General features: G+C 69.2%; 10 protein-coding genes and 1 pseudogene. 5 read left to right on the forward strand and 6 right to left on the reverse strand.

Going from position 1 to position 11,241, the window contains the following annotated elements:
* Positions 1 to 37 precede the first annotated feature (37 nt).
* From Q8Q85_01750 to Q8Q85_01760, 3 genes are all read left to right on the forward strand, one after another.
* On the forward strand, positions 38 to 1,819 hold the full coding sequence (locus tag Q8Q85_01750; GenBank protein ID MDP3772969.1) for a GWxTD domain-containing protein: 1,782 nt from the start codon (positions 38 to 40) through the stop codon (positions 1,817 to 1,819).
* A 71-nt stretch (positions 1,820 to 1,890) separates the two neighbouring features.
* Complete coding sequence (locus Q8Q85_01755) at positions 1,891 to 2,841, forward strand: hypothetical protein (protein MDP3772970.1); 951 nt, start codon at positions 1,891 to 1,893, stop codon at positions 2,839 to 2,841.
* Positions 2,838 to 3,044: a hypothetical protein gene (locus Q8Q85_01760; protein MDP3772971.1), complete on the forward strand. Its 207-nt coding sequence runs from the start codon at positions 2,838 to 2,840 to the stop codon at positions 3,042 to 3,044. Before Q8Q85_01755 ends, Q8Q85_01760 begins: the two co-directional genes overlap by 4 nt.
* Here Q8Q85_01760 and Q8Q85_01765 read toward each other — a convergent pair.
* From Q8Q85_01765 to rpmH, 3 genes are all read right to left on the reverse strand, one after another.
* The gene (locus Q8Q85_01765; GenBank protein ID MDP3772972.1) at positions 3,041 to 4,705 is read right to left on the reverse strand and encodes a YidC/Oxa1 family insertase periplasmic-domain containing protein; all 1,665 of its coding nucleotides are present in this window, start codon (positions 4,703 to 4,705) and stop codon (positions 3,041 to 3,043) included. The two genes, Q8Q85_01760 and Q8Q85_01765, sit on opposite strands and share 4 nt — an antisense overlap.
* 6 nt (positions 4,706 to 4,711) lie before the next feature.
* On the reverse strand, positions 4,712 to 4,930 hold the full coding sequence (gene yidD, locus Q8Q85_01770) for a membrane protein insertion efficiency factor YidD (protein ID MDP3772973.1): 219 nt from the start codon (positions 4,928 to 4,930) through the stop codon (positions 4,712 to 4,714).
* Between the two features lie 325 nt (positions 4,931 to 5,255).
* Complete coding sequence (gene rpmH / locus Q8Q85_01775) at positions 5,256 to 5,417, reverse strand: 50S ribosomal protein L34 (protein MDP3772974.1); 162 nt, start codon at positions 5,415 to 5,417, stop codon at positions 5,256 to 5,258.
* A gap of 143 nt (positions 5,418 to 5,560) precedes the next feature.
* Between rpmH and dnaA the strand changes: the two genes are divergently transcribed.
* A complete protein-coding gene (gene dnaA / locus Q8Q85_01780) occupies positions 5,561 to 6,952 on the forward strand; it encodes a chromosomal replication initiator protein DnaA (GenBank protein MDP3772975.1) in 1,392 nt (463 codons plus the stop codon).
* Between the two features lie 227 nt (positions 6,953 to 7,179).
* Positions 7,180 to 8,292 (forward strand): DNA polymerase III subunit beta, encoded by a 1,113-nt coding sequence (gene dnaN / locus Q8Q85_01785; GenBank protein MDP3772976.1) that lies wholly within the window; start codon positions 7,180 to 7,182, stop codon positions 8,290 to 8,292.
* Positions 8,293 to 8,546: 254 nt separating this feature from the next.
* Here the strand turns inward: dnaN and Q8Q85_01790 are convergent.
* The 3 genes and pseudogenes from Q8Q85_01790 to Q8Q85_01800 all read right to left on the reverse strand — a co-directional run bounded on the left by Q8Q85_01790 (position 8,547) and on the right by Q8Q85_01800 (position 10,988).
* Positions 8,547 to 9,140, reverse strand: a pseudogene (locus tag Q8Q85_01790) (biosynthetic peptidoglycan transglycosylase).
* A gap of 148 nt (positions 9,141 to 9,288) precedes the next feature.
* Entirely contained in the window at positions 9,289 to 10,155 is an 867-nt protein-coding gene (locus Q8Q85_01795) for a hypothetical protein (protein MDP3772977.1), read from the reverse strand.
* Entirely contained in the window at positions 10,152 to 10,988 is an 837-nt protein-coding gene (locus tag Q8Q85_01800) for a hypothetical protein (GenBank protein ID MDP3772978.1), read from the reverse strand. Before Q8Q85_01800 ends, Q8Q85_01795 begins: the two co-directional genes overlap by 4 nt.
* Positions 10,989 to 11,241 lie beyond the last annotated feature (253 nt).

Consider the following 11,241-nt stretch of genomic DNA (forward strand, 5'->3'; position numbering starts at 1 on the left):
CCTCACCCTGCTGGGCCGGATCCAGCTCGCGTGGCCCGTGATAGGCCGATACCGCGCCGAGTCTCTCCTCACCCGTGCGGGCGCGCTCGACCCCTCCAACCCCGAGCCGTTCTACTACTTGGGCAAGGTCGGCCTGGCACTCCGGGGGGACGACGGTGAGATGATCTCGCGGCCCGCCCTGGTGCACGTGCTGGAACTCGACCCGCACTACCGTGACGCGTGGGCGCTCTGGACGACGCTCTATCGCGGTGACGCCGAGCGGCGAGCCGCGGTGACCGCATTGGCGCGGCATGCGGGTGACGGGGTCGCGGACTTGTGGCGAGCCGGGCTCCTGGTGGAGCTCCGGCGCTACGACGAGGCCGTGTCGCTGTTGGCCGAGGCGATCGGTGCCGCGCCGCGCGATCCGGCCCCGCGCGGGCTCCTCGCCCGGCTACTCTTCGAGCAGCGGAGAGATGACGAGGGTGCGCGGGCGTACGATTCGGCGTTGCGCGTAGCGGACCGTGATACGGGCGGCGTGCTGTGGCGCCAGGTGCGCAGCATCGCTACGCCCGCCGAGCGCGGGGCGTACGGACTCGCCGCCCCCGAGGAGCGCGAAGCGCTGCTGCGGCTGTTCTGGGCGCGGCGCGAGCCGGATCTGAGGACGCCGCTCAACGAGCGGATCGGAGAGCACTTCCGGCGGATGATGGAGGCCCGGCGGGCCTTTGCCCTTCTCCATCCCAATTCCCGCTTCCACCACTCGCGCTCGTGGCGCACCCTCGCCGGAGGTCTCGGTGCGCCGCCCGGCGCGGACCTCGAGGCGATCTCGCGCGGCGTCGCGGAAGGGCGGGCGACGAGAGTCACGGACGCGCCGGTCGCCGCCGGCCTCGGAGGCCGTCTCGACGGAGACAGCGAGGAGACGGCGAACCTGGAGGACTACCTCGACGACCGCGGCCGCATCTTCGTTCGCTACGGCACCCCGGGAGAGCGCCTGGTCTGGGGGCTCGACACTGAGACGTGGCGTTACTACCTGCCCGATGGAATGTTGCAGGTAACCTTCGCCCGCCGCACCGGGGGATTCGGCTTCTCCGGCGACCAGGTCGTGACCCCGGTCGTCGCGGGCGAACTCGAGTCGGCGCGCCGCCTGCTCGCCACGGACCGGCCGGACCTCGACGCTCGGCTCAGTTTCGTCTTCTGGCCAGCCGCGTTCCGGCACGGGGTGGACGGCGTCTCGGAGTTGGTGCTTTTCCCCTCCGGCGTCGATGCGACCGCCGTGCTGCTCGACGGCGGTGGACGCGAGGTGGCGCGCGATACGGCGACGGGACGGGCGCTGCACCTGGTCGCGCCGCCCGGGCGCTACGTGCTCGCCCTCGACGCGGAGCGCGACGAGCGCATAGGCCGGTTCCGCGGCGCCGTCCAGCTCCCGAGATTCGGGGCGGACTCGCTCGCCGTCTCGAGCCTGCTGATCGCTGCCGGTGCGGTCCCTCCGGAACGCGGCGCGCTCGAGCGCGCCGCGCCCGCCGGCCTGCGCCTCCGGGCCGATACTCCCATGCGCTTCTACGCCGAGGTGTACGGGCTCGGCGGCGCGGACGGCATGTCCCGCTACCAGGCGACGTATCGCTTCGAGCGGGAGGGCGGCGGGTTCCTCGGTCTGCGCGGTCGCGAGCGGATCACGAGCGTGAGTCTAACGCGCGAGCAGCCCGCTGACATGACTATCATGGAATCGCTCGTCATCGACCCGGGCCGGCTGCCGCGCGGGCACTACCGGATGCACCTGGAGATTCTCGATGCGGTGCGCGGTACGCGCGCGGCGAGTGCATCGCTGGAATTCGACCTTCGGTAGAACGAAAGTCTTCCGCGGGCCAACGTCCGTCTTGACGTCCTGCCGTCTTTCCCCTGTATTTGTTCGGCCGCGTGATCATCAACCTCGTCCCAGAGTTTCTCGCCACGCAGGGCGCGCCCGACCGGGTCGCCGCGTACCGCGACTATCTCGAGCGGCACCGGCAGGTCCTCGCCTCCTACTGGCACAACTACGTGCTCGACCTCGACTCCCCGCCGGCCGAGCAGGTGATCGAGGCGACGCTCGCGGCCGACCGCCGCGACCTGGTGCGGATGCTCGCCGGGGTGGACATCGAGCGCGTCGCGGTCGAGGCGCTGAACTCCGCGTCGGCCGTCCTGGAGGTGGAGCAGGAGCTGGACCTGTACCTGACCGTCGGTGTCGGCGGCGCGAACGCCGGCGAGCTGGTGATAAGCGGCCGGGGGGTCGTCGTGGTCGGCGTCGAACACTTCACCGGCCACGCGAACCCGGAGACGTTCGGGTTGGGGCTCGCGCCCGAGCTGCTGCCGCTGTGGATCGGGCACGAAGTGGCCCACCTGGTGCGGTACACGTCTCCGAACAGCCGTGCCGACCTCAAGCGCATGATCACCGAGGGCGGTGGGACCTTCGACTGCTGGGACATCGGGAGCCGCGCGACGCTCCGTGAGCTCCTGTTGAACGAGGGGGTGGCCGTGCACGCGTCGCGCGCCGCGGCCCCGGGTCACCAGGATGAGGACTACTTCGGCTTCACGCGGCGGCAGTACCGCCGCATGCGCGAGCTGGAGAGTTTCCTCTTCCGCGCGGCGGAGGCCGACCTCGACCGCACGGGCCTCGGGCTGCGCCTGCGTTACTTGACGGGTGGCATGAGCCCTGCGGCGCGTCTCGTGAAGGGTCGGGTACTGCCGGAGCGTTCCGGCTACTATTTGGGAGCCAGGATGGCAGAGGCGCTGGTGCTCGAACGGGGTGTGGCGGCGGCGGCACGTGCCGCCGCGGCGGAGTTCACTTCAGCAGATACGCGTCGCGCCCCCGACCAGGCGGTGGGCGCGTGACCGACGACGCAGCCAACGAACGGCGGGCCAACCGCGAGCTGCGCGAAGTGCTCGACGAGCTGGTCGAGCACGTCCGTTACGTCGCGCGCAACGTCCGAACGATGGGCCAGCAGGACCTCGAGTACGCCGAGGAGCGGCTGGAGTGGCTGGCCGACGAGGTGTGGCGCGCGGCGACCGAACAGATGGAGCGGAAGGGCGGCTAGCGCCTGGGCGGCGGTCCGGCCTGGCGCCGCGCCAGCTCCGCCTCGCGCGACTTGTTGATCAGGAACTGCTGCGGCAGGCTCACCAGGTTCGACACCGCGTAGTACAGGTTAAGCCCCGACGCGAAATTCAAGAAGAGCACCGTCATCATGATCGGCATGACGATGGTGATCATCTTGGCCTGCGGATTGGGCGGCATCCCCATGGTCCCGAGCTTCGACAGCGCCCACATCGACCCTCCCATCACGACCGGAATGATGAACAGCGGGTCGCGCTGGGATAGGTCCGGCAGCCAGAGAAACGCCACGCCGCGCAGCTCGATGGTGCTATTGAAGACGAAGAAGAGCGCGAGCAGGATCGGCAGGGGCAGAAGCATGGGCAGGCACCCGCCCACCGGATTCACCTTGTGCTCCTTGTACAGCTTCATCATCTCCGACTGGAGCTTGGCGGGGTCGTCCTTGTGGCGGGTCTGGATGTCCTTCAGCAGCGGCTGGACGGCCTGCATCGCCACCTGGCTCTTCATCGCCTTCTGGTTCAGCGGCCAGAGCGCGAGCCGCACCATGATCCCGAAGAGCACCAGCACGAGACCATAGCCCAGTTTCAGGTTCTCGTGCATCCAGATGAACAGCCGCGTTATCCACGAGGCGACCGGCATCACGATGGGACTGAACTTCCAGCCATAGGGCGAGGCCCGGTCGAGCGATCGGCCCAACGGGTGCAGCTCCCGGTACTCCTGCGGCCCGAGGTACGCATCGTAGCGGAACCGGCCGTCGGGCCCCACCGGCATGGTGACCCAGGTATGCGCCGTCGTGGAAAACTTGCCGACGCGCAGCCCGCCCGTCAGCAGCGCGCCGCCGAACGCCGGGTGCGTGCTGTCCCTGGAAAGGAGCGCCCCCATGAAGTACTTCGACTTGACCGCTACCCAGTCGAAGGGGCCGTCGACCACGGTCGCGGTGTCGGGCTTCAGCGAGCGGAACGGGTGGTTCTCGACGCTAGTCCGCCGCACGGCCACCCCATAATGGCGGTAGTTGTCGACGCTGTCCCCTTCGAGGTTGGGGAAACCGGCTCCGAGGCCGATCAGCAGCACCGCGCCGCGCCCCTCGAGCCCGCCGACCTCTCCGGTCACCGTGATCAGGTAGTCCCGCCCCGCCCCGCCAGCGTACTCCAGCGCCAGCGTCAGCGGACCAGCGCTGCCCGCCAGGCTCAGCCGGTCGCCCACCTTCGTGAGCGCGAACATGGCGCTGTCCATGCGGACGGTGTCGCTGCCCACCACCAGCCGGTGCAGGAGGACCCGGTCGGCCGGGCGTACCAGGTTCACGACCTCGCCGCGGCGGCCGCCGCGGAACGACCGGTACCCCGGGAACTCCGCCCGATCGATGGCGCCGCCGAGCGACGTCACACGGTAGACCGACCGCGGCGACGCGAGGGATGCGGTGTCGATGACCAGCGCGGGCTCGGCCCGAGCCATCGTCGGTTCGGCGGGCGCACTCCTCGCCGGGGCGCCCGGAGCGGGCGACAGCGCCGCATCCTGGCGCGCAGCCGCGGACGGCGTCTCCACGGCCGCGCCAGGCGCGGGGCGCCTCGGAGCCGGCTTCATGAAGAGCGACGGCACCACGGCGACGATCACCATCAGGAGGATGGCCAGCAGCAGTCGGCGCTCCATCAGCGCTCAGGGAACCGGGTCATAGCCGCCGGCATGAAAGGGGTGACAGCGAAGGATGCGACGCGCGCCCATCCAGCTCCCTCTGAGCGCACCATACCGCTCGATCGCCTGCAGGGCATAGTGCGAGCACGAGGGTGTGTACCGGCACGCCGACGGGAGGAACGGCGCGAACGTCACCTGGTACCCGCGGATCATGAGGACGCAGAATCGCGCGACGATGGACACAAGTACCCTACGATTTCCCGGCGCAATGTTTCGAAGCTGGCCTCGTACGCCGGTGGTCGGGCCCGGAGCCCGACGTCCAGAGGCTCGGACAACGCCGGCAGCACTTCGCGCCTGCCGATCTCACGCAGCTGACGCCGCAAGCGGTTGCGCCGCACTGCGGTATGCGCGTGGCGCGGCACGATCACGGCCAAGCGCGACAAGCCGACAGGGGAAGGCCGGGTGAACAGATCCAGATGATCCGTTCGACGGCGCTTCCCCTGTGTGATGAGCGCGCGGAGCTCGGTGGCGCGCGTGATGCGAGACGACCTCGTCAGCCGTTCCGCCGTCAGCCGCCGTGATGCTTGGACGGTATCCGGACGGTCAGCTGCTTCCGGCCCTTCTTCCGCCGCCGTGATAGCGTCGCACGGCCCCAACGCGTCGCCATTCGGGCGCGAAACCCATGCTTGTTGACGCGCTTGCGGTTGCGCGGGCGATAGCTCGGTTTCACCGTTCTGCCTCTCGAAAAATGGCTTCAGAAAGCCGCGAAACGTACTCGCGGCCGGGCATTTGGGTCAAGGTTGACTTTTCCACATGAGCTTCGTAGGTTCGGGCGCCCTTTAGCACCTCCCCGTTTTCCCAACTTCGGTCTTGATGGAGCAGTCGGCGAAAGACACCTGGAAGCGCCTCCTCGACCAGGCGCGCACTCGTTTGCCGGAACCCACGCTCCGGACTTGGCTGGAACCCGCTGAGGCGGTGAGCCTCGAAGGCGGAAAACTGGTCCTGGCGACGCCCGACCAGTTCGCGGCCGAGTGGAATGAGTCGAAGCACGCGAAGCTCCTCTCGGAGATATCTGCCGAGGTGCTGGGCACCCCTTTGGAGGTGTCCTTCCGCGTGCAGGAAGAGCGGTCTCGTCGGTCGCAAATGGATTTCTTCGTCGCGCCGCCGGTGTCGGCTGGCGCGGTCCCCACGGGGGCCGCGCCGGCCTGGACCATGCCGCTCAACGAGCGGTACACCTTCGGCACGTTCGTCATCGGCAAGTCCAACGAGCTGGCGGCGGCCGCCGCCTACGCGGTCGCTGAGGCCCCCGGCAAGAACTACAACCCGCTGTTCATCTACGGCGCGACCGGCCTCGGCAAGACGCACCTGATGCAGGCCATCGCCCACACGGTTATCGGGCGCTCGCCGGGGATCCGCACCGCCTACATCGGCGCCGAGCAGTTCATCAACGAGGTCATCGAGGGCATCCAGGCCAAGGTGATGCCCGATTTCCGGCGCCGCTACCGCCACGAGCTGGACCTCCTCCTCGTAGACGACGTCCACTTCCTCGAGCGCAAGGAGATGACGCAGGAGGAGTTCTTCCACACCTTCAACGCTCTGCATCAGGCCGGCAAGCAGATCGTCGTGACTTCCGATCGGCCACCCACCGAGATCCCGGGGCTCGAAGCGCGCCTCGTTTCGCGGTTCGAGTCCGGGATGGTAGCCGACATCGGCCAGCCCGACCTCGAGCACCGGACGGCTATCCTCCGCAAGAAGGCCGAGCAGGACCACCTCGAGCTGACGCTCCCGGACGACGTGCTGCAGTTCATCGCCGAGCACGTTCGGAGCTCGGTTCGCGAGCTGGAGGGGTGCATCATCAAGCTGCTCCTCTTCGCCTCGCTGAAGCACCGCGAGATAACGATCGACCTCGCGCGCGAGGCCCTGTCGGACAAGATCAAGGCGGGGAGCGAAGAAGGTGGCGGCAACGGCCGGAAGGGCGCGCCATCGATCGACCGGGTGCAGGAGGTGGTGGCCCGCCGCTGGGGCGTGACGCCGGAGGGGCTCCGCTCTAAGGCGCGTACCAAGCGCCTCACCGTTCCGCGGCAGGTGGCGATGTACCTCGCGCGGGACATGCTGGGGATGCAGCTGGTCGAGATCGGCCAGGCTTTCGGGGGACGCGACCATTCGACTGTGATCCACAGCGTGGACAAGGTGGGGCGGCAGATGGCGCGCGATTACAGCTTCCGCGATCGGGTCGTCCAGGCCCGCAGCGAGTTGTCCGCATAGTGACGTTGGCGCTTTGGGCAAAGGGCGTGGGGAGTGTGGAAGCGTTGGTGACCGGTGGGGAGTAGCGTGAGGACTCCACATCCGTGCGCGGTGGGCGACGGGTGGTAACCCGCCACCGCGATGTCATCTAGCTCGTTCGCCAACAGTTCCACAGACTCTACTACTACTACTAGATTCTATTATAGGAAGGTAGTAACCGTGCTTTCCCCGCACCGCATGAGGGTCGGATGAAGTTCACGATCACACGCGAGAAGCTGCAGGAGGGTCTTCTCGCGGTCGTTTCGAGCGTACCGGCGAAGACGACACTGCCGGTGCTTTCGAACATCCTGATCGAGGCGAAGAAGGACGGTCTCCGCCTTTCGGGGACCGACCTGGACATCGCCGTGTCCACGACGGTCGCCGCGGAGGTCGACGAGGAAGGCGCGATCACGCTGCCGGCGAAGAAACTCTCCGACATCGCGCGCGAGCTGCCTGGATCACCGGTGAGGGTCACGTCGGCGGGCGAGCAGCGCGCCAACGTCGAGTGCGGCAAGAGCAAGTTCCGGCTCCTGGGCCTGCCGCGCGACGAGTTCCCATCGTTCCCGCAGGTGAAGTTCGACGACGCGTGGAAGGTGCTCGCCAAGGAGTTACACAAGCTCATCGGACACGTGGCGTTCGCGGTCTCGACCGAAGAAAGCCGCCCGATCCTGAACGGGGTGCTGTGGGAGTTGCGCAAGGACCGGATGCGGATGGTGGCCACCAACGGCCATCGGCTGGCGCGCATGGAGGTTGCTCTGTCCGGGGCCGGCGGCCAGCAGGCCGACCTCATCGTGCCGCCCAAGGCGCTGGAGCAGATCCGCCGGCTGTTCGGGCCGGACGACGAGGTCGAGATCGCGAAGAGCGAGAACCACCTGGGCTTCCGCACCGCTGGAACCCAGGTCTACACCCGGCTGATCGAGGGGCCGTACCCCAACTACGAGCAGGTCATCCCGCGCGAGAACGACAAGTTCGCCACGGTGGACAAGGTGGCGATGGCCTCGGCGCTCCGGCGGATGAGCATCGTCGCGAGCGACCAGACCCATCGCATCCGGCTGGCCTTGGGCGGCGGGACGCTCAAGTTCAGCGTGCAGACGCCGGACCTGGGCGAGGCTCAGGACGAGATGGCGGTGACGTACGACGGGGATGCGCTGGAGATCGGCTTCAACGCCGCCTACCTGCTCGAGCTCCTGAAGTACATGCCGACCGACGAGGTGCGCTTCACCTTCAAGGCGCCCGAGCGGGCCGCCACGGCGGAGCCGGTGGGGTGGGACGACAGTTCTTCGTACCTCTGCCTGGTGATGCCGCTGAGATTGGTAGATTGAGCCGTTGGCCGTAAGCCGTTGGCCGTTGGCTGCGACGTGCCAGGGGCTAACGACTGACTGACTGGTGACGGTTTCCGGGCCGTCGAGTCCCTCTGGGGCACGGCGGCCGAATCGTTTCGGGGCACGATTGTATCGCGGCGTACCGTGGAATCGTGGCGTATGATGGTGTCCGCCGCGGCGGGCGGGTTCGCGAGCGCCGAGTCCTCCGCGGCTTCGTGCGGAACTTCGACAGGCTCACCGCGCAGACGGCGCAGGATCAGCTGCTGGCGCCAGCGCGTGCGGCCGGGGCGGTAGGCGGGGTTCGACGTGAGCGGATGAGGGAGTGTCGCCACCAGCAGCGCCGCCTGGTCCATCGAGAGCCGTGGCGCGCCGCGCCCGAAGTAGCGTTGGCTCGCCGCCTCCACTCCCCAGAGGTTCGGGCCGAACTCCGCCACGTTCAGGTACAGGGCAAGGATGCGCGGCTTGGTGAGCGCCCACTCGAGCCGGTACGCGATCACCGCTTCCTTGAGCTTGCGGAGCGGATTGCGCGACGGCGACAGGTAGAGGTTCTTCGCGAGCTGCTGGGTGATGGTGCTCGCGCCACGGGGCTGGTCGCGCCGCTCGCGGGCGCTCCTGATGGCGCGCCTCAGCTCGGCGCGGTCGCGCGCATCGCCCCAGGAGAACTCCGGACGCCGGTAACCGAGCGCTTCACGCAGGGCGTGATAGTCGATCCCGTGGTGCGTGAAGAAGGCGTCGTCCTCACCGGCGGTCGCGGCTTTCTCCAGCCAGTCGTTCATGGAGTCGAGCGGGACGGCCCGATAACGGCGCGGCGTGGTGTCGCGCGACGTGGCGAGCTGGCGCTCCCGCATGTTCATGAACGCCGTTTCGGCCGGCCAGTGGGTGCGCCACCAGGACGGTGGCGGCCAGACGAAGCCGAGCCAGAGGGTGAACAACGCGGTAGCGCCGATCGCTAGCAGCAACGGGTTGCGGATCCAGCGCCCGGCGCGCATCCGATCCCTATCGCCGTGGCCGGCCGCGGGCGGGCGGCGGCGCACTGATCATCAACAAGCCGCCGCCGAACGTTTCGGTGTCGATCGCTCCGCGGCCCGAGACGAACAGAGTCGTGCGCGCCCTCGGCGTGCCCCACTGCAGCGCGAGAGTGGCACGGCGTCGGCCGAGCCCTGGCGTCAGATCGGTGCGGATCATGACCGAGAGGCGCTCCCCCGTCCGCACCGTCCAGCCGGTGCGGATCTCGCGGGTGCTCCACCCGTCGGTGGAGACGAGCCAGTCCACGCCGGCACGCAGGCGCCCGCCGAGCAAACTCAGCGATGCGGCAGGCACGAGCGTTTCCTCCAGCATGGTCTCCGCCACGATGGGCGACCCGATGTCCCGCCAGACGACGGACAGGTCCAGGTGCGGGCTCACGGCGAGGCGCGTGGCGACGTCCCACGCCGAGGAGCGCGCGTCCCCGCGGTACCAGCGCTTCGCGGCGCCGGCCGAGAAGACGGGATCGCCGAGGCCGAGTCCGATCGCGTAGACGTTGGCGGCCCGCTCGGGCAGGTTCCCTCCGGCGCTCGCTCCCGCGGGCAGGCGGTTGTGGCTCCAGCCGAACGCGAGATTGCGGCTGGCCGCGAAGAGGCCGAACTGGCTCACGCGGGTGTCCAGCGGAGAGCGCTCGATCGCCAGGTCCGCGCCGACGCTGGCTTCGGTACGCCTCACCAGGCCGGCTGGGTTCACCCAGAGGGCTCGCCCGTCGCTGGCGTCGGTCGTGAGCAGGTAGCCGGCGGGTTGCGCCGGAAAGAACTGCGCGGCGGCAGCACGGGGGAGGGCTGCCGCCGCGAGAACGGACCAGGTGGCGAGCGCTAGCGCCCGCCCGGCCATCACGGCAGGCGCGTCACGGACGCGCGCTGGACGCGGTGGGTCGACACCTGCATGCCCGCCGAGACGACGTTGACGTTCACGTCGGCGGTGTCAGCCGACGTGCCGCCCAGGTAGACGCCGGCGGCGGAAACGAACTGCTCCGCGGCGTTGCGGCCGGTGCCGCTGAACTCGAGCGACTGTCCTTGTGCCTCGCCGGTGCCGGTCATCGTGTAGGTGCCGGTCGTGCTGAGGTGCAGCACGCGGACGCCGTCGCGGTCCTCCCATCCGACGACGCGGTGCTGGCGCGCGATGTTCATCGTGAGATTCACGCCGGGCGCCGGCACGTGGCGGGTGATCGTGTCCGGCCAGGTCGTCCCGACGCCGATCGCCCCGACAGGCAACTGGGGCAGGAGCTCGCGCAGCTCCACGGAGAGTCCCTGGACCGCGGGGTTGGCGGAATCGGCGGACGTCATGGCGACCGGTTGCCCGGTCGGAGTGAAGACGAGGCTCACCGCGCGCCCGCGTGCGGCGCCCAGCCCATCGTTGCCGGGCCCGGTCCCGGATGCGGAATCTATCGTGACCGCGACACCCACATTCGCGCCGGCCGCGCTGACGACCGCCGAGATGTAGAGATGGGAGTCGAACGTTTGCTGTTGACCCATCACCTCGACCGAGCCCTCGGTCATCGTGTGGTAGCGCCCCGCGCCCGGCGCATAGCGGAGCGTGGAAGGATCGCGAGGCGGCGCGGGGGCTGGGGCCCTCGCGGCGACCGGCGCCGGCGCCGCCGGCGGCGACGAGCGTCCGGCGCAAGCCGCGGCAGCGGCGGTAGACATGACCAGCGTGAGTCGGCGACGCATCGGCGAGATCCCTCCCGGGTCGTTGGCGGCCAGGCACCTACGACAGCGCCGCGAAGCGGATCCTGCCGCGTCGCGGCGCCGAAGGCGGAGCCGTAAGCCGAGTTCTGTTCGGCCCGAAGGCCGGACGGTCATCTCTCTGGGATGGCGGTCGCCCGCCACCTCGTGCAGCCTACCCGCGGCTCACCGTTTCCGGTGTGGTCGGTCCGGGCCGGACCTCGCCGCCTATTTGGCCTTGCTCCGGCTGGGGGTTGCC

The organism is Gemmatimonadales bacterium (assembly GCA_030697825.1).
In the GTDB taxonomy this organism is placed as follows: Bacteria; Gemmatimonadota; Gemmatimonadetes; order Gemmatimonadales; family JACORV01; genus JACORV01.

What these genes read in the sequence shown, in the direction of transcription:
- dnaA (MDP3772975.1), top strand. Translation starts at nt 5,561, where the DNA reads ATGGAGCAGTCGGCGAAAGACACCTGGAAGCGCCTCCTCGACCAGGCG.
- Q8Q85_01800 (MDP3772978.1), bottom strand. Translation starts at nt 10,988, where the DNA reads ATGCGTCGCCGACTCACGCTGGTCATGTCTACCGCCGCTGCCGCGGCT.
- Q8Q85_01765 (MDP3772972.1), bottom strand. Translation starts at nt 4,705, where the DNA reads ATGGAGCGCCGACTGCTGCTGGCCATCCTCCTGATGGTGATCGTCGCC.
- dnaN (MDP3772976.1), top strand. Translation starts at nt 7,180, where the DNA reads ATGAAGTTCACGATCACACGCGAGAAGCTGCAGGAGGGTCTTCTCGCG.